Here is a 20,943-nt window from a genome sequence, read left to right as displayed (position 1 = left end):
CGCGTCCGGCGGACGCCACATTCAGGATCTTGCCGCGCAAGGGGAGGATCGCCTGGCGGGCCCGGTCGCGCGCCTGCTTGGCGGAGCCACCGGCCGAGTCGCCCTCGACGATGAAGAGTTCCGCACCAGCGGCGCCCGTCTGCGAGCAGTCGGCGAGCTTGCCGGGCAGGCGCAGCTTGCGCGTTGCCGTCTTGCGGCTGACCTCCTTCTCCTGCTTGCGCCGAAGCCGCTCGTCGGCCCGCTCGACCACCCAGTCGATCAGACGCGCAGCGTCCTGCGGCGACGACGCCAACCAGATGTCGAAGGAATCGCGGATCGAATTTTCCACGATGCGCTGAGCTTCAGCCGTGGCGAGACGGTCCTTCGTCTGGCCGACGAACTCGGGCTCGCGGATGAAGACCGAGAGCATCGCTGATGCCGTGATCATCACGTCCTCGGCGGTGATGCTCGCCGCCCGCCGGTTCCCGGACAGTTCGGCAAAGGCCTTCAGGCCGCGCAGCAGGACGGCGCGGAGACCCGCTTCGTGCGTTCCGCCTTCGGGCGTCGGGATGGTGTTGACGTAGGAGCGGACGGCACCGTCCTCCTGCGTCCACGAGACGGCCCATTCGACCGCGCCGTGGCCGGATACCTTTTCCGAGCGACCCGCAAAACTCTGAGCGGTGACCCGCGTCTGCCCCTCGAGCGAGGCTTCCAGATAGTCCTTGAGCCCGCCGGGGAAGTGGAAACTGGCGCGCGCGGGAACCTTGCCGTCCGCCGGCAAGAGCGATGGCGCGCAGGACCAACGGATTTCGACGCCGCCGAAGAGATAGGCTTTCGACCGGGCCATCGCGAAGAGGCGCGCGGGCTCGAACTTCGCGCCGACCCCGAAAATCTGCGCGTCGGGATGAAAGCGAACGCGCGTGCCCCGCCGGTTCTGGACCTCGCCGACCTCGGCCAGCGGGCTGGTCGGCAGGCCGCGCGAGAAGGTCTGTCGATAGAGCTTGCGGTTGCGCGCGACCTCGACCTCGAGCACATCCGAAAGGGCGTTGACGACCGAGATACCGACGCCGTGAAGGCCGCCCGAGGTCTCGTAGACCTTCGAGTCGAACTTACCGCCCGCGTGCAACGTCGTCATGATGACTTCGAGCGCGGACTTGTCGCGGTACTTCGGATGCGGATCGATCGGGATGCCGCGACCGTTGTCGGTCACCGAAAGCGATCCGTCCTCCTCCAGCGCCACCTCAATGAAGTTGGCATGTCCCGCGACGGCCTCGTCCATCGAGTTGTCGATGACCTCGGCGAAGAGGTGGTGCAGCGCCTTCTCGTCGGTGCCGCCGATATACATGCCGGGGCGACGGCGCACGGGCTCAAGGCCTTCCAGCACCTCGATGTCGGCCGCCGTGTAGTCCGTCGAAGGGGCAGGGACGACGACCGGCGGTGTCGCCTTCGGCGCCCGTACGGAGCGGTCGGAAACGGGGCGGGACGCGGCACGCGCCCCGGCGAAAAGATCCTGGCTCATAGGGTCATCCGGCCTTCGACAGGCCACGCGCGGGCGTGTGTCAGCATGCTGTCGAGGTAGCCTTTCGATCGATGTTCTGCAAGTATTCTCACCGCTCAGCGCCGCCGGATGCCAGAACCGACGCGCGTTTATCCCGCACATGACGCATCGCCGCAACGTCTCGCGACGGCCGGTTACGATTACACTGCGCTCAACGGCAATGAGTGGAGACATCCATGCGCCAGCCTATCCGGATCATCGGTTCCTGCCTGGGACTGGCGCTCGCCGGCTCCGCCGTGGCGGCACCACTCCCGCCGTTCAAGGACGATCTGTTCGGCTACCCCGAGCCGGTCGCTTCGCTCGACGGCGGACGTCGTCTCGATGTGCCCTACAACGAGGCCCGGGATATCGACCGCCGCGACGAGGTGCCCGAACGACGCGTCCGTCGCCAGTACGTCGAACTCGGCCGCGACGTTGAGGCGGTGGAGAAGCATCTAACGACGCCGAAGGGACCGTTGCGCTACGCGCAGGTCGGCTCGTCATCCAAGGGCCGGCCGACGCTGGTGTTCGTCCATGGCCGGAACGGGGACCGGCGGCTGGGGCTCAACGACTGGACGTTCGGGGGCAACTTCAATCGGCTGAAGAACCTCTTGGTTCGAAGTGGCGGCAGCTACGTCACGGTCGATGCAGGGCGACTCGGCGACGACGATGCCCAGAGGATCGGTGCTCTTCTCGCGCAGCTGAAAAGTGAGGCGGATTCGCCCGAACTGATCCTCGCCTGCGCCTCGATGGGCGGGCAGATCTGTTGGACGGTCGCAACCGGCCCGGCAGTCGCCAGCATCGATGCCATGATTCTCCTCGGGTCGGACTCAAACCCGCAACGCTTCGAGGCCACGCGCCGCGCAAGAGGAGGCTCGCTGCCGATCTTCATGGCGCATGGGACGCGGGATAAGGTCTACGCGTTCGACCGGCAGCTTGCCGCTTATGAAGCTGTCCGCAAGCGCTGGCCGACAGATCCCATCCGCTTCATCGGTTTCGACGACGGCAATCACGGCACCCCGATCCGCATGGTCGACTGGCGCGACACGTTGAACTGGATCGCAGCCAGCGCTAGCCCTGTCGCTGCGCGCTAACGCCGCGCGAAACGTCGTTCCTAGCGGGAGCAGCCCTTGATCGCAGGACCAGAGCTACAGTCGCTTGTGTCGGAGATTGCCGCCGACATGCGCGCAAGACCCGATCGCGGTCGTGTAGCGGACTACATCCCCGAACTCGGCGCGGTCGACCCCGGCTACTTCGGAATGGCGGTCGCGCTGCCGGACGGCACGGTGGCCTCAGCCGGCGATGCCGACACAGCGTTCTCGATCCAGAGCATCTCGAAGGTTTTCACGCTGACGCTCGCCCTCGGCATTGCCGGCGATCGCTTGTGGAAAAAGGTCGGACGAGAGCCGTCTGGCAGCGCCTTCAACTCGATTGTGCAGTTGGAAAACGAGAAGGGCGTGCCGCGTAATCCCTTCATCAATGCGGGTGCGATCGCGGTGACCGACGTGATCCTGTCGGGTCACAAGCCGCGCGAGGCGTTGGGCGAGATCCTGCGCTTCATGCGCTTCCTGTCGGACGACCCGTCCATCACCATCGACAAGGCAGTGGCCGATTCCGAGCAGCGGACGGGGTTCCGCAACATGGCGCTCGCCAACTACATGAAGTCGTTCGGCGTGATCGAAAACACGGTGGAGTTCACGCTCGGCGTCTACTTCCACCACTGCGCCATCGCCATGTCCTGCCGGCAGCTCGCACTCGCAGGCCGGTTTCTCGCCCATTCCGGACGCCATCCCGGCACCGGCCTCTCGGTGATCCAGGCCGAACGGGCCCGGCGCATCAACGCGATCATGCTCACGTGCGGCCACTACGACGGATCGGGCGAATTTGCCTATCGGGTCGGATTGCCGGGAAAGAGCGGCGTCGGCGGCGGCATTCTGGCGATCGTCCCTGGGCAGGCATCGATCGCGGTGTGGTCGCCGGGTCTCGACGCCGCGGGCAACTCCCATCTCGGGCGGATCGCGCTCGAGACATTCGCCAAGCGTTCGGGCGTCTCGATCTTCGGCGCCTGACAGGCGTCAGGCGTTGCCGCGTGGCTCCGTCTCATCCATCGCCGCCTGATGATACCACGCATCGCAGTCCACGATGACCTCGCGAACTGCGGCCCTATCCTGGGGGGCGGCGCCCCAGAGCCGTGCCTCCCGTCGGCCGCCCACGGGAAATGCGAGAATGGTTGCGGTTGGAGAGAGCGGATTGCGTTCCATTGCGATCTCCTCCTATCGGAGCGCCGCGTTCTTCAGCATCGCGGCCTGCTCATTCCATATGCAATATGCACTCATTTTCATCAGATGGAAGGGCCGCCGACCGCAGTCGACACGAAACCGTCATGATGCGGCGAAGGGCTGAAGATCATCTTTCATCCGACATCGTCCGCTCGATCAGATCTGAAACGTCGAGACGAGCGGGAGAGACGCGTCGGCCTAGAGTGTTTCGACGACTTTTCTACCCGCCCTCGGCACGACACGGGCAAACTGGCACGGGATATGCATGATGGTTGGCAGGCTGGGACTGGCCGTGCGCCATGCGATGCGCTCGGGAACCGGCCAGCGCTTTGGAGAAGTGGGATGACGAAGTACAAGCTCGAATACATTTGGCTCGACGGCTACACCCCGGTGCCGAATCTTCGTGGCAAGACGCAAATCAAGGAATTCTCGGAGTTCCCGAAGCTGGAAGAGCTGCCGCTCTGGGGCTTCGACGGCTCGTCGACCATGCAGGCCGAGGGTCGCAGCTCTGATTGCGTCCTCAAGCCGGTCGCCGTCTATCCCGATCCGGCCCGCACCAACGGCGTGCTGGTCATGTGCGAAGTCATGATGCCGGATGGCGTCACGCCGCACGCCTCGAACGCCCGCGCGACGATCCTCGATGACGAGAACGCCTGGTTCGGCTTCGAGCAGGAATACTTCTTCTACAAGAACGGCCGCCCGCTCGGCTTCCCGGAGAGCGGCTATCCCGCGCCGCAGGGCCCTTATTATACGGGCGTGGGCTATTCGAACGTTGGCTCGATCGCGCGCCAGATCGTCGAGGAGCATCTCGACCTCTGCCTCGCCGCCGGCATCAACCACGAGGGCATCAACGCCGAAGTGGCGAAAGGTCAGTGGGAATTCCAGATCTTCGGCAAGGGCTCCAAGAAAGCCGCCGACCAGATCTGGATGGCCCGCTACCTGCTGCAGCGTCTCTGCGAGAAGTACGAGATCGACATCGAGTGGCACTGCAAGCCGCTCGGCGATACCGACTGGAACGGCTCGGGCATGCACTGCAACTTCTCGACGGCCTACATGCGTGAGGTCGGCGGCAAGGAGTATTTCGAGCAGCTGATGGCCGCCTTCGAGAAGAACCTCGACGCGCACATCGCCGTCTACGGCCCGGACAACCATCTTCGCCTTACCGGCAAGCACGAGACCGCGCCCTGGAACAAGTTCTCCTACGGCGTGGCCGATCGCGGTGCTTCGATCCGCGTGCCGCACTCGTTCGTCAACAACGGCTACAAGGGCTATCTCGAGGATCGCCGCCCCAACTCGCAGGGCTGCCCCTACCAGATCGCCAGCCAGGTTCTGAAGACGATCTCCGAGGTGCCGCTCGGCGCCCAGGTTTCTGCGGCGGCCTGAGCCTTCGGGACAACGGACTCGGGAAAGGCCCGGCGGAGTGATCCGCCGGGCCTTTCTTTTTCCAGGGGCGGCTTCAAGGATGGGGCGCACCGAGAGAGACGGGTCAACGCCCCCTGGATCTTCGCAGCGAGTATTCGATGCGTTCGTGAAGCTTGGTCGATGCGGTTGAAGAGCCGGCGACGATCGCGCGCGGCGCTCTTCCTCGCAAGGTCCAGCCCGAGGTGAGTTTGCGACGAACGGATCGAGATCGCATTGGCGACGGCAGTCGCGCTCGCCCTCCCAAGTCGCCACTGTCGCCCCGCTGCGCTTGCTGCCGAGCCCCTATGAAAAAGCCCGGGCGCGATCCGCACCGGGGCCTTCAGTTCGTTGCTGATCGGAACCGATCAGACCGAGTAGTACATGTCGAACTCGACCGGGTGCGGCGTCATCTCGAAGCGCAGGACCTCGGCCATCTTCAGGTCGATGAAGGCGTCGATCTGGTCGTCGTCGAACACGCCACCGGCCTTCAGGTAGTCGCGGTCAGAATCCAGGCTCTCCATCGCTTCGCGGAGCGAGCGGCAGACCGTCGGGATTTCCTTCAGCTCCTCGGGCGGCAGATCGTAGAGATCCTTGTCCATGGCGGCGCCCGGATGGATCTTGTTCTTGATGCCGTCGAGACCGGCCATCAGCATGGCGGCGAAGGCGAGGTAGGGGTTCGCCGTCGGATCCGGGAAGCGGACCTCGACGCGCTTGGACTTCGGCGACTGGCCGAACGGAATACGGCACGACGCCGAGCGGTTACGCGCGGAGTAGGCGAGAAGCACCGGCGCTTCGTAGCCCGGCACCAGACGCTTGAAGGCGTTCGTCGACGGGTTGGTGAAGGCGTTCAGCGACTTGGCGTGCTTGATGATGCCGCCGATGTAGAACAGCGCGTTCTCGGACAGGCCGGCGTACTCGTTGCCCGCGAAGGTCGGCTTGCCGCCCTTCCAGATCGACTGGTGCACGTGCATGCCTGAGCCGTTGTCGCCGAAGATCGGCTTAGGCATGAAGGTCGCCGTCTTGCCATAGGCGTTGGCGACCTGATGGATCACGTACTTGTAGATCTGCATCTTGTCCGCGTTGCGGACCAGCGTGTCGAACTTGATGCCGAGCTCGTGCTGTGCGGCCGCCACCTCGTGGTGGTGCTTCTCGACCGCCACGCCCATCTCGGCCATGACCGTCAGCATCTCGGAACGCATGTCCTGGCAGCTGTCGATTGGCGGGACGGGGAAGTAGCCGCCCTTCACGCGCGGCCGGTGGCCGAGGTTGCCCGTCTCGTACTCCGAGTCGTCGTTCGACGGCAGCTCGGTGGAGTCCAGCTTGAAGCCGGTGTTGTACGGGTCGGCCTTATAGCGGACGTCGTCGAAGATGAAGAACTCGGCTTCCGGCCCGAAATAGGCGGTGTCGCCGATACCGGACTGGTTGAGGTAGGCCTCGGCCTTCTTGGCGGTCCCGCGCGGATCGCGGTTGTAGCTCTCGCCCGAAACCGGATCGAGGATGTCGCAGTAGAGGACCATCGTCGACTGGGCGAAGAACGGGTCCATGTGCGCCGTCTCGGGGTCCGGCATCAGGGTCATGTCGGACTCGTTGATCGCCTTCCAGCCGGCGATCGACGAACCGTCGAACATCGTGCCTTCCGAGAACATGTCCTCGTCGACGATGGTCTGGTCCATCGTGACGTGCTGGAGCTTGCCCTTGGGGTCCGTGAAGCGAAGGTCGACGAACTTGACGTCGTTGTCCTTGATCTGCTTCAGAATATCGTTGCCCGAAGTCATGAGAGTCCTTTCCGAATGGACGACTGTGCTCGTGTGGCTGTCCGGATGATCGCCGGAAATCAGATGGCGTCGACGCCGCTCTCGCCGGTGCGGATGCGCACGGCTTCCTCGACATGCGAAACGAAGATCTTGCCGTCGCCGATGCGACCGGTCTGCGCCGCCTTGCGGATCGCCTCGACCGCGCCTTCAACCGCCTCGTCGGCGAGAACGATCTCGATCTTCACCTTGGGGAGAAAGTCGACCACGTACTCGGCGCCGCGATAGAGCTCCGTGTGGCCCTTCTGCCGCCCGAAGCCCTTGGCTTCGATAACGGTGATCCCCTGGAGGCCGACGTCCTGAAGGGCTTCCTTCACTTCATCTAGCTTGAAGGGTTTAATGATCGCTTCGACCTTCTTCACCGAAGTCCGTCTCCCCCTACGTACCCGCCCTCGGACGGATGACCGTCTGCTCCCGGCCAGGCAGCGTGTAGACCGATAGCCCGGCCGAGTCGATGCGGCAAATGCCTGAGCGATGTGTATCGGATGACTGGCGCGAAAACCAGCGAACAGTCCTCGTCGCCCGGGCATCCTTGCGGCAGGTTCCGCTTAATTGATGGGCATCTGACGAGAGTTTCAGCAACATGCTTCTATCGGGATCGCCGACCGCTCTTCTCGACGACAGGGGCGTCAAGCGGGCGGACGCCCTCGCAGCGCAGGCGGGTGTCTCGATCGAGACACTTGTGGCGGATGCGGGAGCTCGGGTCGCCGAGGTCGCGGCGACCGGCCTCCAGGATGGTGCCCGGATCGCCGTCTGGGCGGGGCCCGGCATGAACGGAGCCGATGCTCGCAAGGCGGCAGAACTCCTTTCCGAGCGGTTCGCGGTGATTGTCTACGCCTATGGCGTTACAGCCAGCGAAGGCGCACATCTGCCGCTGCAGTCCTTCAGCGGGGAGCCTTGCGACCTCGTGATCGACGGACTTTTCGGAACGGGTCTCCGTCGCCCGCTGGACGCGGTCTGCTGCGAAGCCGTTCGGCGTCTTGCAGAAAGCGGATCGCCTGTTCTTTCGATCGACATTCCAAGCGGCATCGATGCGAGAACGGGGGCGGTCCTCGGCGCGGCCGTCAAGGCTCGTCGGACCGTCACCTTCCAAAGGCGGCGCCTCGGTCACCTCCTGATGCCCGGCCGCCTTCATGTGGGAGAACTGATCGTCGCGGAGATCGGTATACCGGACCGCGTCTGGGTTGAGGTGCCGACGCCAGCCGATGCGAACGAACCCATGCTATGGCTCGACCGGCTGCGCCATCCGTCGTCGGCAGGGCACAAGTACGACCGAGGCCATGCGGTGGTGTTCGCCGGACCGCTGGAGAAGAGCGGCGCGGCGCGCCTGGCGGCAGCGGCCGCGCTACGCGGCGGTGCCGGGCTCGTGACGCTTCTTGGTCAGCGAGATGCGCTTGCGGGTCTGTCAGCTCAGGTCACCGCCATCATGCTGCGCGGCTGCGACGGGGAGGGCGATCTCGCCACGCTATTGGAGGACACGCGCTTCAACGCCTTCGTCCTCGGTCCGGGATTCGGCGACGCCGGGCGGGCACGAGCCTTCGCGACGATGGTCCTGCAGGCCGGCCGCCATCTCGTCCTCGATGCGGATGGGATTTCAGCGTTCGCCGAGGAGCCCGACCGGCTCTTCACCCACTCCAAAGCGAGCGAAGCAGACATCGTGCTCACCCCGCACGCCGGAGAATTCAAGCGTCTCTTTCCAGAGATCGCAGCCGATCCGTCGCTCTCGAAGCTCGATGCCGCGCAAGCCGCATCGCTTGTGTCCGGAGCCGTCATCGTGTCGAAAGGCGCCGACACCGTGATCGCCGCGCCAGACGGCCGGGCCGCGATCAACGCGACCGGGACACCATGGCTCGCGACGGCCGGGACGGGCGACGTACTCGCCGGCATCGTCGCGGCCCAATTGGCGCAGGGAACGCCGACCTTCGAATCGGCCTGCGCCGGGGTCTGGATGCACGGACGTGCGGCTGAACTTTTCGGGCCGGGCCTCATCTCCGAGGATTTGCCGCAGATGCTGCCCCGCGTTCACGCCGAACTCGGCGCATTGCGGGGCGGCTGACGTCACTCGGCGGCTTCAGCCTTCGCGATCGGACGGCGCTCTAGGAGGTCCTTCAGGAAACGGCCGGTGTAAGAGCGGGGCACCTTCACCAAGGCTTCCGGCGTGCCCGTCGCGACGATCTCGCCGCCCCCGTCGCCGCCTTCGGGGCCGATGTCGATTACCCAGTCCGCGGTCTTGATGACCTCGAGATTGTGCTCGATGACGACGACCGTGTTGCCCTGCTCCACCAACTCGTGAAGCACTTCCAAGAGCTTGGCGACGTCGTGGAAGTGCAGTCCGGTCGTCGGTTCGTCGAGGATATAGAGCGTGCGGCCGGTCGCCCGGCGCGACAGCTCCTTCGCCAGCTTCACGCGCTGCGCTTCGCCGCCGGACAGGGTGTTCGCCTGCTGTCCGACCTTGATATATCCGAGGCCGACCTCGTTGAGCGTCACCAGCTTGTCGCGGACGGCCGGGACGGCGGAGAAGAACTCGACGCCTTCCTCGACGGTCATGTCGAGGACGTCGGCGATCGACTTTTCCTTGAAGGTCACCTCCAGCGTCTCGCGATTGTATCGCTTGCCATGGCAAACGTCACAGGTAACGTAGACGTCGGGCAGGAAGTGCATCTCGATCTTGATGACGCCGTCACCCTGGCAGGCCTCGCAGCGGCCGCCCTTCACGTTGAACGAGAATCGACCCGGTTGGTAGCCGCGCGCCTTCGCCTCCGGCAGGCCAGCGAACCAGTCGCGGATCGGCGTGAAGGCACCGGTGTAGGTCGCCGGATTCGAGCGCGGCGTGCGGCCGATCGGCGACTGGTCGATGTCGATCACCTTGTCGAGAAGTTCCAGCCCGTCGACGCGGTCGTGGTCGGCCGGCACGTCGCGCGCACCGGAGATGCGACGCGCGGCAGCCTTGAACAGCGTTTCGATGAGAAAGGTCGACTTGCCGCCGCCCGACACGCCGGTGACGCAGGTGAAGACACCCATCGGCACTTCGGCGGTGACGTTCTTCAGATTGTTGCCGCGCGCGCCGACGACCTTGATCGCCTTGCCCTTCTGCGACTTGCGCCGCTTGGCCGGCACCGGCACGCCCTTGGCGCCGGAGAGATAGGCGCCTGTCAGCGAGTTGGGATGCGCCATCACCTCGGCGGGCGTGCCCGAGGCGATGATCTGACCGCCGTGGACGCCGGCCGCCGGACCGATGTCGACGACGTGGTCGGCCATCAGGATCGCGTCCTCGTCATGCTCGACGACGATCACCGTATTCCCGATGTCGCGCAGATGCTTGAGCGTGGCCAAAAGCCGCTCGTTGTCGCGCTGATGCAGGCCGATGGAGGGCTCGTCCAGAACGTAGAGGACGCCCGTCAGGCCCGAGCCGATCTGCGAGGCAAGCCGGATCCGCTGCGACTCGCCGCCGGACAGCGTGCCGGATGCGCGCGAAAGCGTCAGGTACTCGAGGCCCACGTCGTTCAGGAAGCGCAGGCGTTCACGGATTTCCTTGAGGATCCGGACCGCGATTTCGTTCTGCTTCTGCGTCAGCTTCTCGGGCAGCGCTTCGAACCAGTCGCGCGCGTTTCGGATCGACTGCTCGCTGACCTCGCCGATGTGAAGCCCAGCGACCTTGACCGCCAGCGCTTCCGGCTTCAGCCGGTAACCGGCACAGGCGGGGCAGGGGGTTGCCGACATGTAGCGCTCGATCTCCTCGCGCGACCATGCCGAGTCGGTCTCCTTCCAGCGCCGCTCTAGATTGGGAACGATGCCCTCGAAGGTCTTTGTGGTGGAGTATGACCGCATGCCGTCGTTGTAGCGGAACTCGATCTTGGTCTTGCCGGTCCCGTTGAGGATGGCGTTGCGCGCGGTCTCGGACAGCGCCGACCAGCGCTCGGTCTGCTTGAACCCGTATTCGCGGCCGAGCGCCTCAAGCGTCTGGCCGTAATAAGGAGATGTCGACTTCGCCCAAGGCGCGATGGCGCCGCCCTTCAGCGTCAAGTTCTCGTCCGGAACGATGAGCTTCGGGTCGATCTGCTGTTGCGAGCCGAGACCGTCGCAGCGCGGGCAGGCGCCGAACGGATTGTTGAAGGAGAACAGGCGCGGTTCGATCTCGGGGATCGTGAAGCCCGAGACGGGGCAGGCGAACTTCTCGGAGAACAGGATCTGGCGCGGCTTGCCGTCGTCGCCAAGGCCGTCGGCATACTCCGCGACCGCCAGACCGTCCGCAAGCCGAAGTGCCGTCTCCAGGCTGTCGGCGAGACGCGACTTGATGTCCCCACGCACGACGATGCGATCCACGACGACGTCGATGTCGTGCTTGAATTTCTTGTCGAGGGTCGGGGCATCGGCGATGTCGTGGAACTCGCCGTCGATGCGAACGCGCTGGAAGCCCTTCTTCTGAAGTTCGGCCAGCTCCTTCTTGTACTCGCCCTTGCGGCCGCGGATCATCGGGGCCAGCAGATAGAGCCGCGTTCCTTCTTCGAGCACCATGATGCGGTCGACCATCTGGCTGACCGTCTGGCTCTCGATCGGCAAGCCGGTGGCCGGCGAGTAGGGCACGCCGACGCGGGCGAAGAGCAATCGCAGATAGTCGTAGATTTCGGTGACCGTGCCGACCGTCGAGCGCGGGTTCTTCGAGGTCGTCTTCTGCTCGATCGAGATGGCGGGCGAAAGACCGTCGATCTGATCGACATCCGGCTTCTGCATCATCTCCAGAAACTGGCGGGCATAGGCCGAAAGGCTTTCGACGTAGCGACGTTGCCCTTCGGCATAGATCGTGTCGAAGGCGAGCGACGACTTGCCCGATCCGGACAGGCCCGTCATCACGATCAGCTTGTCGCGCGGCAGGTCGAGGTCGACGTTCTTAAGATTGTGCTCGCGAGCGCCGCGAATGGAGATGACGTTCTTCATGGAGTTCGCCGCACTGTGTCGAATACGAGGGCTTGAATGGAAAACCGGCGGATTGGGTTCGCCCGCCCCGCCGGTTTTCCGTTCCAGCCCAGAGCCCATATCGGCAAGGCACGCGAAGAATCAAAGACCCGGTCTCATCGGACTGGCACCGGCTCCGCCAAGTTCCCATTTTGTTCTAGACAGAATCGGGCGGGGCGGCAATCCATGTCACCGTACCCAGTCCCGAAGAAGGCTGGGGATCGACGTTTCCGGCGGTATCGTGCCGGATGCAATGCCACTAGTGTCCGCGCGACGAGCGTTCATACGGAGAAGAAGAATGGCGGGTAGCGTCAACAAGGTCATCCTCGTCGGAAATCTCGGCGCCGATCCCGAAATCAAGCGCCTGAACTCCGGCGATGCAATCGCGAACCTGCGGATCGCGACCTCCGAGACGTGGCGCGACAAGGCCTCCGGCGAGCGCAAGGAGCGCACGGAGTGGCACAGCGTTGTGATCTTCAACGAGAACCTGGTGAAGGTCGCCGAGCAGTACCTAAAGAAAGGCTCGACGGTCTACATCGAGGGTCAGCTGCAGACCCGTTCCTGGGAGGACCAGCAGGGCCAGAAGCGGTACACGACCGAAGTGGTGCTGCAGCGTTTCCGCGGCGAGCTTCAGATGCTCGGTGGCCGCGGCGGCGAGGGCGGCGGCCCGTCCTACGATGGCGGCGGCGAGCGCTCGGGCGGACGCTCCGGCGGCGGCGGTGACTACGGCCGCGGCGGTGGCGGCGGCGGTCGCAGCTCGGGCGGCGGCGGCGGTGGATATGGCGGCGGCGGCGGCGGTGGTCGCCCGTCCGACGACATGGACGACGAAATCCCGTTCTGATCGCCGGATGCTCTTTCAGGCGGCGGGGACGAGAAACAGCGCTTTGACCCCGTCGCTGACGAACTGAACCGCAAGGGCCGCCAGTAGAACGCCGAGGAGGCGCGTCACCACGGCTCGCCCCGTATGTCCCATCAGGCGCTCCAGCCGGTCGGCCGCGCGCAGGAACAGGTAGGCGACGAAGATCGTGATGGCGACGACGGCCAGCACGCTTCCCTGTCCCGCGGCCGAGGGCAGCTCACCGGACAGAAGGATCACGGCAGAGATCGCGCCGGGTCCGGCCATCAGCGGGATCGCAAGCGGTACGGCCGCGATCTCTCCGGCTTCGTGCTCGGTCATGGCCGTCTGCGCATCCTTCTCCTTGCGCGTCTTCCGCTTTTCGAACACCAGTTCGAACGCGATCCAGAACAGGAACAAGCCACCGGCGACACGGAAGGCGCCGAGCGAAATGCCAAGCGCCGTCAGAACGCTCAAGCCCGCGAGACCGAAGACGGCCAGGATCGCGAAAGCGATGAGACAGCCGTTGCGCGCGATGCGCGCACGCTCGGTCCGCGAAAGCCCCGCCGTCAGCCCGAGGAAGATCGGGGCGAGCCCGATCGGGTCGATGATGACGAACAGCGTGGCGAAGCCGTTGAGCAGCGTCTCGATCATTGGCGGGCTCCGCGCGTCTCTGAAAATCCTCCTCTCATAGCGTCGTAGGGATGCCGGTGCGACGGGCGGGCGGCGGATTGTACGGAACCTGCGACCATTATTTGCGGGCTACCTGCCAACTTATTGATCTTTAGGCCGAATTGCGAGCGCGTCGATTTGCGTCGATGTGCCGGTTCCTTATATAAGGGCAGTACATTCTGCCCAGGATTTCATCTTGTCCGATCTTCCTCCCGATTCCATCCAGCCCGAGCGTTCGACGGGGATCGAGCCGGTCTCCATCATCGAGGAGATGCAGCGCTCCTATCTCGACTACGCGATGAGCGTGATCGTGAGCCGCGCGCTTCCCGACGTACGCGACGGTTTGAAGCCGGTGCATCGGCGCGTGCTCTACGCGATGAGCGAGATGGGTCTCGTCTGGAACAAGTCCTACCGCAAGTCGGCGGGTGTCGTCGGCGAGGTGATGGGTAAGTATCATCCGCATGGCGACGCCTCGATCTACGACGCGCTCGTCCGCATGGCGCAGGACTTTTCGCTGCGTGCGCCGCTGATCGACGGACAGGGCAACTTCGGTTCGATCGACGGCGATCCACCGGCGGCCATGCGATACACCGAATGCCGGCTGGAGAAGGTGTCCGATGCGATCCTGGCCGACATCGACAAGGAAACGGTCGACTTTCAGGACAACTACGACGGCCGCGAGCAGGAGCCGGTCGTGCTTCCGGCCCGCGTTCCGAACCTCCTCCTCAACGGTTCGGGCGGCATCGCCGTCGGCATGGCGACGAACATCCCGCCGCACAATCTCGGCGAACTGATCGACGGCTGCATTGCGCTGATCGACAACCCCGCGCTGCAGCTCCCGGACCTGATGGACATCATCCCGGGCCCCGACTTCCCGACCGGCGCCATCGTGCTCGGTCGCGCGGGCATCCAGAGCGCCTACGCCACGGGGCGCGGCTCGATCCTGATGCGCGGCAAGGTGCACATTGAAGAGATGCGCGGGGACCGCGAGGCGATCGTCATCACCGAGATCCCGTATCAGGTGAACAAGGCGTCGATGATCGAGAAGATGGCCGACCTGGTGCGCGAAAAGCGCGTCGAGGGCATCTCCGACATCCGCGACGAGAGCGATCGCGAGGGTTACCGCGTCGTCATCGAGTGCAAGCGCGATGCCTCGTCCGACGTGATCCTCAACCAGCTCTACCGGTTCACGCCCCTGCAGACGACGTTCGGCGCCAACATGGTGGCGCTGAACGGCGGCAAGCCGGAGCAGATGAACCTGCTCGACATGCTGTCCGCCTTCGTGGCGTTCCGCGAAGAGGTGGTACAGCGCCGCACAAAATATCTCCTGCGTAAGGCCCGCGAGCGGGCGCACGTCTTGGTCGGCCTCGCGATCGCGGTCGCCAACATCGACGAGATCATCAAGCTGATCCGCCACGCGCCCGACCCGACGACGGCCCGCGAGCAGCTGATGGAGCGGGAGTGGGAGGCGAAGGACGTCGCGCCGCTGATCCGCCTCATCGACGACCCCCGCCATCGTATCAGCGACGCTGGCACCTACAGGCTTTCTGAGACACAGGCCCGCGCGATCCTCGACCTCCGCCTCCAGCGCCTCACGGCGCTCGGACGCGACGAGATCGGCGACGAGCTGAACACGATCGGCAACGAGATCCGCGACTACCTCGAGATCCTCTCCTCGCGGGTGCGCGTGCGCGAGATCATCAAGGACGAACTGACGGCCGTGCGCGAGGAGTTCGCGACGCCTCGCCGCACGCAGCTCCTCGAAGGCGCAGCCGACCTCGACGACGAGGACCTGATCCCGCGCGAGGACATGGTCGTGACCGTCAGCCATGGCGGCTACATCAAGCGCGTGCCGCTGAGCATCTATCGAGCCCAGCGGCGCGGCGGCAAGGGACGCTCGGGCATGTCGCTGAAGGACGAGGAGGATTCGGTCACCCGGCTCTTCGTCGCCAACACGCACACGCCGGTTCTGTTCTTCTCCTCTCGTGGCATCGTCTACAAGGAGAAGGTCTGGCGCCTGCCGCTGGCCACGCCGCAGTCGCGGGGCAAGGCGCTCGTGAACATGCTGCCCCTCGAGAAGGGCGAGCGCATCACCTCGATCCTGCCGCTTCCGAACGAGGAGGAGGCGGCCGAGCGGCTGAACGTGATGTTCGCGACGACCAAGGGAACGGTCCGTCGCAACAAGCTGTCGGACTTCACCCAGGTGAACCGCAACGGCAAGATCGCGATGAAGCTGGAAGAGGCAGAAGACGAAATCCTCGCCGTCGCCGTCTGCGGCGAAGACGACGACGTGCTCCTCGTTTCGTCGGCGGGGCTCTGCATCCGCTTCCCGGTCACGGACGTGCGCGTCTTTACCGGCCGGAACTCGATCGGCGTGCGCGGCATGGCGCTCGGTGAAAGCGATCGTCTGATCTCGATGGCGATCCTGCGTCACGTCGAGGCGACCCCGGCAGAGCGCGCAGACTATCTGCGCAAGCGGCGCGCAGTCGAAGGCGATGTCGCCGAGGACGTGGCGGACGAGGAAGCCGCGGAGAGCGTGTCGATTTCCGCGGAACGTTATGCCGATCTCGGCGCACGCGAAGAGTTCGTCCTCACGCTCAGCGAGTTAGGCTTCGGCAAACGCTCGTCATCGTACGACTTCCGCACCAGCGGGCGGGGCGGCAAGGGCATTCGCGCGACGGATCTTGGACGGGTCGGTGATATCGGACGTCTTGTGGCTGGGTTCCCTGTCGAATCCGGCGATCAGGTTCTGATGATCTCGGACCGAGGTCAGATGATCCGCGTTCCCGTCGAGGGCATTCGCATCGCTGGTCGTGCGACCAAGGGCGTGACGATTTTCAATACGGCGGACAACGAGCGGGTCGTCTCTGTCGAGCGCATCCCCGACCAGGGGACCGAAGAGCCGGCTCTGGCCGAGGCTTCGGGCGAGACATCGGAACCGTCCGGCGAGTGAGGATGAAGGTCGACTGCGGCGGCGGCTCGGTGCCGTCCTGCCGCAGACTGCGATCACCCGAGGATCTTCGGCTTGCGGGCGAAGGCGCGAGCGCGCTGCTTGCTCGCTTCATTGTGCATCGCGATCACGGTAGTGGTGGACAGAGAAGCGACCATCGCGAGCGACAGGGCGAGGAACAGCATGGATTTCCCTCCGAAATACAACGCCATAACGTGAATGGTTGACGAATCGTTCCATCGCTGGATCGCTCCGATTCGCGCTCACGCCGCGCGAACGTTCGTGGGTATCTTGCGGTGTGAATCCTTCTCAATCTGGTATCGCGCCCCGTGCCGTTTCAACCCACTTCAGCGATCGTGTCCTATGGTTATCAAGTCGTCATGACGCGGATCGCTCTCTACGCTGGAAGCTTCGATCCGCCGACACTCGGGCACGTCGACGTCCTGCAGACGGCAGCGCGGCTCTTCGAAGAGGTGGTCGTCGCGATCGGCGTCCACCCTGGCAAGACACCGTTGTTTTCGGCGCAGGAGAGAGCCGATCTGGTGATCGGTAGTCTCGCTGGTCGACCGGACGCTGCGCAGGTCCGCGTTTCGTTCTTCGACGATCTCGTGGTGGAAGAGGCGCGCCGACAGAAGGCGACTGCCCTCGTGCGCGGTCTGCGGGATGCGACGGACTTCGACTACGAGATGCAGATGGCCGGGATGAACCGCAGCCTGATGCCTGAACTGACGACGCTCTTCCTGCCCGCTTCGCCTGCGACGAGGCCCATTACGGCCACATTAGTCCGCCAGATCGCCAAAATGGGCGGGGACGTAACCTCCTTCGTACCGGAGCACGTCGCCGCCGCCCTGAAACGCAAGCTCTTCTCTCCCTGAGGGCTGCCTGGAGTTCGACGATGAAACTTCTTCCGACCCTTGGTCTTCTCGCGGCCGTTGCGATGTCCGCGATCGCTCCGGCGCACGCCCAGACCGTCGCCGGCGACACGCTCGTCATCGAGACCAACAAGGGCGAGATCGACGTCAAGCTTCGCCCCGATCTGGCGCCCAAGCATGTCGAGCAGATCAAGGCGCTGGCCAAGGAAGGCTTCTACAACGGCGTCGTCTTCCATCGCGTGATCGACGGCTTCATGGCCCAGACCGGCGACCCGACCGGCACCGGCATGGGCGGCTCGGACAAGCCGGACCTCAAGGCCGAGTTCTCCGACACGCCGTTCAAGCGCGGCACGGTCGGCATGGCGCGCGCGCAGGACCCGAACTCCGCCAACTCCCAGTTCTTCATCATGCTCGCCGACGGCGACTTCCTGAACGGCCAGTACACGGTGGTCGGCGAAGTGACCAAGGGCATGGACGTCGTCGACAAGATCAAGAAGGGCGACGAGGCGAACAACGGCACCGTCGAGAACCCCGACAAGATGGTGAAGGTCGAGACCCGCTGATATCGGCCTTGCAACCGCAAGGCGCTTCATCCATTCACGCAAGCATCTGGGCGATCCGAGTCTGTCGGATCGCCCTCCGTCATTGATAGGAGACGCACAATGGCGTTCGAAGATCCTGAGAACACGCTGGTTCTGGAAACGACGAAGGGGCAGGTCGTCATCAAGCTGCGGCCCGATCTCGCGCCGGGCCACGTCGCCCGCGTGAAGGAGCTCGCTCGCGAGGGGTTCTACGACGGCGTCGTGTTCCATCGCGTGATCGATGGCTTCATGGCCCAGACGGGCGATCCGACAGGCACCGGCACCGGTGGTTCTGACAAGCCCGACCTGAAGGCGGAATTCTCGGCCGAGCCGCACAAGCGCGGAACGGTGTCGGCCGCGCGCACGGCCAACCCGAACAGCGCCAACTCGCAGTTCTTCATCTGCTTCGAGCGCGCGCCTTGGCTGGATCGCCAGTATTCGGTCTGGGGCGAGGTCGTCGAGGGCATGGACGCCGTCGACAAGATCAAGCGTGGCGAGCCGGTCCGCGATCCCGACTCGATCACCACCATGCGCGTCGCCGCGGACATCTGACAAGGCTACCGTGCAAGTCGATCTCTTCGACTTCGAACTGCCGGAGGAGCGGATCGCCTTGCGACCCGCTCTTCCGCGCGAATCCGCCAGGCTTCTTCATGTCCCCGCGTTGGGTCCTCTCACGGATCGTCGCGTCGGCGATCTGCCGGATCTCCTGCGCGACGGCGACGTCCTCGTCTTCAACGACACCAAGGTCATCCCGGCCCAGTTGACCGGCGAGCGCGTCCGGGTCGGCCCGGATGGATCGTCCCGCGTGCCTGTCGATGCGACGCTGCACATGCGCGTCGCGCTCGATCGCTGGAAGGCCTTCATGCGGCCGGGCAAGCGGATCAAGGTCGGCGATCTCATCGAATTTTCGTCCGGCACGGCGGCGGGTGCCCGCCTCGAAGCCGTCGTCCTCGACAAAGGGGAAGGTGGCGAGATCGACCTCCTGTTCGCTCTGGCGGGTCCCGAACTCGACGCCGCCATCGCGACGGTCGGACACTTACCGCTTCCGCCCTACATCGCTTCGAAGCGTGCCGTCGATGACGCCGACCTGCGCGACTACCAGACGGTGTTCGCTCGCGAGGAAGGGGCGGTCGCCGCACCGACGGCGGGCCTCCATTTCACGCCGGAGCTTCTGGAAAGGCTCGATCAGTACGGCGTGGCGCAGGAGTACGTCACGCTGCATGTCGGCGCCGGCACGTTCCTGCCGGTCAAGGCGGACGACACGACCGAGCACCGGATGCACAGTGAGATCGGTGTCGTGACGAGAAACGTGGCCGAGCGACTGCAGGCTGCAAGGGACGAGGGACGCCGGATCGTCGCCGTGGGCACGACGTCGCTTCGCCTCCTGGAAAGCGCAGCGCGGGCGACGGGACGGATCGAACCGTTCTCGGATGCGACCGACATCTTCATCACCCCTGGCTTCCAGTTCCGCGCCGTCGACGCGCTCATGACGAACTTTCACCTGCCGCGTTCGACGCTGTTCATGCTGGTATCGGCGTTCAGCGGGCTCGACCGGATGCGCGCCGCCTACGATCACGCGATCACCGGCGGTTATCGTTTCTATTCCTACGGAGATGCCTGTCTCCTGGAGCGCAGCGCTTGACCGAATTCCAGTTCAACGTATCCGCGACCGATGGTCTGGCCCGTCGCGGGGCCATCAAAATGCCGCGCGGGGAAATCCGCACGCCCGCCTTCATGCCGGTGGGGACGGCCGCGACGGTCAAGGCAATGTATCTCGATCAGGTTCGGGATCTCGGATCGGATATCATCCTCGGCAATACCTATCACCTGATGCTGCGTCCGGGTGCCGAGCGCGTCGCACGCTTGGGTGGGTTGCATGAGTTTGCCCGCTGGCCCTATCCGATCCTCACGGACTCCGGCGGGTTTCAGGTGATGTCGCTCGCCAGCCTGCGGAAGATGTCCGAAAAGGGGGTCACGTTCCGATCCCACGTCGACGGTTCGGTGCACGAACTGACGCCCGAGCGTTCGATCGAGATCCAGGGGCTTCTCGACAGCGATATCCAGATGCAGCTCGACGAGTGCATCCGACTGCCCGCCGAACGCCCGGAGGTCGAGCGGGCGATGGAACTCTCACTGCGTTGGGCCGAACGCTGCGCGATCGCCTTCGGTGACCAACCGGGCAAGGCGATGTTCGGCATCGTGCAGGGCGGAGATGTCGTGGATCTCCGGGTCCGTTCGGCGGAACGCCTGCGCGCCATGAACCTGAAAGGTTATGCCGTCGGAGGCCTCGCCGTCGGCGAGCCGCAGGACGTGATGTTGCGCATTCTCGAAGAGACCATTCCGGTGATGCCGGCGGAGAAGCCGCGCTACCTGATGGGTGTCGGCACGCCGGACGATCTTCTTCAGTCGATCGCCCGCGGCATCGATATGTTCGACTGCGTGATGCCAACCCGAGCCGGACGACACGGACTTGCCTTCACACGCTTCGGGCGCATCAATCTTAGAAATGCGCGACACGCCGAAGATGCCCAGCCGCTCGATGAACATTCTGACTGCCCGGCCTCCCGCGATTACGCGCGGGCTTACCTCCACCATCTCGTCCGCACGGAGGAGACTCTCGGCGCAATGCTGCTGACCTGGAATAATCTTGCCTACTATCAGACGCTGATGGCCGCCGCTCGGCGGGCTATCGAGGCTGGACGTTTCGCTGACTTTGTCGCCGAAACCACCGAAGGATGGGCGAAGGGCGAGGAGGCGAGGGGAGCACCTCGCAACTGAAGGCCCCGCGCGAGGCCAGGAAGCCTCGCTGAGAGGCGCCAGACACTTTTTCCTTCCCCCTCGCATTTCCCTGTTGACCTTCGTCGGTGGCTCCCCCTATAAGGCGTTCATCGACGACGGCGGTGGCGCCGGGGCGGGTTGGACGGGGTGCAGACGCACACTGGATGATCTGCCGGGAAGTTGGGCTAGCGGTTGTGTTCCTCGGGTATCTGGGGGGTATGGCTGACTGGCTCGGTTTTGCGCCTTCTGAGAGTGTCGGACGAGTTTTTTCGAGTTTGCTTTTGGCATGCTTGGA

18 protein-coding genes and 1 pseudogene are annotated in these 20,943 nt (G+C 64.6%); 12 read left to right on the top strand and 7 right to left on the bottom strand.

Going from position 1 to position 20,943, the window contains the following annotated elements; translation table 11 throughout:
- The coding region (locus QZ753_RS01555; protein ID WP_294640587.1) for a DNA topoisomerase IV subunit B at positions 1 to 1,498 on the bottom strand (1,498 nt) is incomplete at its 3' end.
- Between the two features lie 215 nt (positions 1,499 to 1,713).
- Between QZ753_RS01555 and QZ753_RS01550 the strand changes: the two genes are divergently transcribed.
- Positions 1,714 to 2,610 carry a hypothetical protein gene (locus tag QZ753_RS01550; protein WP_294640585.1) on the top strand — a complete coding sequence of 299 codons (897 nt, stop codon included), beginning with the start codon at positions 1,714 to 1,716 and terminating at the stop codon, positions 2,608 to 2,610.
- A 36-nt stretch (positions 2,611 to 2,646) separates the two neighbouring features.
- The gene (locus QZ753_RS01545; protein WP_294640583.1) at positions 2,647 to 3,585 is read left to right on the top strand and encodes a glutaminase; all 939 of its coding nucleotides are present in this window, start codon (positions 2,647 to 2,649) and stop codon (positions 3,583 to 3,585) included.
- 6 nt (positions 3,586 to 3,591) lie between these two features.
- On the opposite strand, the gene QZ753_RS21025 is transcribed toward QZ753_RS01545, so the two are convergent.
- The gene (locus QZ753_RS21025; RefSeq protein ID WP_367171479.1) at positions 3,592 to 3,777 is read right to left on the bottom strand and encodes a DUF2735 domain-containing protein; all 186 of its coding nucleotides are present in this window, start codon (positions 3,775 to 3,777) and stop codon (positions 3,592 to 3,594) included.
- Positions 3,778 to 4,137: 360 nt separating this feature from the next.
- On the opposite strand from QZ753_RS21025, the gene QZ753_RS01540 reads away from it, so the two are divergent.
- On the top strand, positions 4,138 to 5,178 hold the full coding sequence (locus QZ753_RS01540; protein WP_294640581.1) for a glutamine synthetase beta-grasp domain-containing protein: 1,041 nt from the start codon (positions 4,138 to 4,140) through the stop codon (positions 5,176 to 5,178).
- Positions 5,179 to 5,561: 383 nt separating this feature from the next.
- Here the strand turns inward: QZ753_RS01540 and glnA are convergent, their stop codons facing one another.
- Positions 5,562 to 6,971 carry a type I glutamate--ammonia ligase gene (glnA, locus tag QZ753_RS01535; protein ID WP_055884867.1) on the bottom strand — a complete coding sequence of 470 codons (1,410 nt, stop codon included), beginning with the start codon at positions 6,969 to 6,971 and terminating at the stop codon, positions 5,562 to 5,564.
- A gap of 59 nt (positions 6,972 to 7,030) precedes the next feature.
- Positions 7,031 to 7,369 (bottom strand): P-II family nitrogen regulator, encoded by a 339-nt coding sequence (locus tag QZ753_RS01530; protein ID WP_055884870.1) that lies wholly within the window; start codon positions 7,367 to 7,369, stop codon positions 7,031 to 7,033.
- Positions 7,370 to 7,590: 221 nt separating this feature from the next.
- Between QZ753_RS01530 and QZ753_RS21020 the strand changes: the two are divergent.
- Both QZ753_RS21020 and QZ753_RS01520 read left to right on the top strand, forming a co-directional pair.
- Positions 7,591 to 8,091: pseudogene (locus tag QZ753_RS21020) on the top strand (NAD(P)H-hydrate epimerase); the annotation flags it as partial.
- A gap of 33 nt (positions 8,092 to 8,124) precedes the next feature.
- Positions 8,125 to 9,063 (top strand): NAD(P)H-hydrate dehydratase, encoded by a 939-nt coding sequence (locus tag QZ753_RS01520; protein ID WP_294640592.1) that lies wholly within the window; start codon positions 8,125 to 8,127, stop codon positions 9,061 to 9,063.
- 2 nt (positions 9,064 to 9,065) lie between these two features.
- Here the strand turns inward: QZ753_RS01520 and uvrA are convergent, their stop codons facing one another.
- Positions 9,066 to 11,942: an excinuclease ABC subunit UvrA gene (gene uvrA / locus QZ753_RS01515; RefSeq protein ID WP_294640577.1), complete on the bottom strand. Its 2,877-nt coding sequence runs from the start codon at positions 11,940 to 11,942 to the stop codon at positions 9,066 to 9,068.
- 316 nt (positions 11,943 to 12,258) lie between these two features.
- Between uvrA and ssb the strand changes: the two genes are divergently transcribed.
- Positions 12,259 to 12,801: a single-stranded DNA-binding protein gene (ssb, locus tag QZ753_RS01510; RefSeq protein ID WP_294640575.1), complete on the top strand. Its 543-nt coding sequence runs from the start codon at positions 12,259 to 12,261 to the stop codon at positions 12,799 to 12,801.
- 15 nt (positions 12,802 to 12,816) lie between these two features.
- Here ssb and QZ753_RS01505 read toward each other — a convergent pair whose 3' ends face one another.
- On the bottom strand, positions 12,817 to 13,449 hold the full coding sequence (locus QZ753_RS01505) for a MarC family protein (RefSeq protein ID WP_294640574.1): 633 nt from the start codon (positions 13,447 to 13,449) through the stop codon (positions 12,817 to 12,819).
- 214 nt (positions 13,450 to 13,663) lie between these two features.
- On the opposite strand from QZ753_RS01505, the gene gyrA reads away from it, so the two are divergent.
- Positions 13,664 to 16,420: a DNA gyrase subunit A gene (gene gyrA / locus QZ753_RS01500; RefSeq protein WP_294640572.1), complete on the top strand. Its 2,757-nt coding sequence runs from the start codon at positions 13,664 to 13,666 to the stop codon at positions 16,418 to 16,420.
- Positions 16,421 to 16,473: 53 nt separating this feature from the next.
- Here gyrA and QZ753_RS01495 read toward each other — a convergent pair whose 3' ends face one another.
- Positions 16,474 to 16,602 carry a hypothetical protein gene (locus QZ753_RS01495; RefSeq protein ID WP_294640570.1) on the bottom strand — a complete coding sequence of 43 codons (129 nt, stop codon included), beginning with the start codon at positions 16,600 to 16,602 and terminating at the stop codon, positions 16,474 to 16,476.
- Positions 16,603 to 16,797: 195 nt separating this feature from the next.
- Here QZ753_RS01495 and coaD point away from each other — a divergent pair, with 195 nt between their 5' ends.
- The 5 genes from coaD to tgt all read left to right on the top strand — a co-directional run bounded on the left by coaD (position 16,798) and on the right by tgt (position 20,648).
- Positions 16,798 to 17,292 (top strand): pantetheine-phosphate adenylyltransferase, encoded by a 495-nt coding sequence (gene coaD, locus QZ753_RS01490; RefSeq protein WP_294640589.1) that lies wholly within the window; start codon positions 16,798 to 16,800, stop codon positions 17,290 to 17,292.
- Positions 17,293 to 17,312: 20 nt separating this feature from the next.
- A complete protein-coding gene (locus tag QZ753_RS01485) occupies positions 17,313 to 17,852 on the top strand; it encodes a peptidylprolyl isomerase (protein ID WP_294640568.1) in 540 nt (179 codons plus the stop codon).
- Positions 17,853 to 17,951: 99 nt separating this feature from the next.
- Positions 17,952 to 18,422 carry a peptidylprolyl isomerase gene (locus QZ753_RS01480; protein ID WP_090959217.1) on the top strand — a complete coding sequence of 157 codons (471 nt, stop codon included), beginning with the start codon at positions 17,952 to 17,954 and terminating at the stop codon, positions 18,420 to 18,422.
- 10 nt (positions 18,423 to 18,432) lie between these two features.
- Complete coding sequence (gene queA / locus QZ753_RS01475) at positions 18,433 to 19,512, top strand: tRNA preQ1(34) S-adenosylmethionine ribosyltransferase-isomerase QueA (protein WP_294640565.1); 1,080 nt, start codon at positions 18,433 to 18,435, stop codon at positions 19,510 to 19,512.
- Complete coding sequence (gene tgt / locus QZ753_RS01470) at positions 19,509 to 20,648, top strand: tRNA guanosine(34) transglycosylase Tgt (protein WP_294640563.1); 1,140 nt, start codon at positions 19,509 to 19,511, stop codon at positions 20,646 to 20,648. Before queA ends, tgt begins: the two co-directional genes overlap by 4 nt.
- Positions 20,649 to 20,943: the final 295 nt, after the last annotated feature.

It is taken from the genome of uncultured Aureimonas sp. (assembly GCF_913775355.1).
GTDB lineage: Bacteria > Pseudomonadota > Alphaproteobacteria > Rhizobiales > Rhizobiaceae > Aureimonas.
Note: the sequence above shows the minus strand (reverse complement) of the source record. Positions and strands in the feature narration are given on the sequence as shown.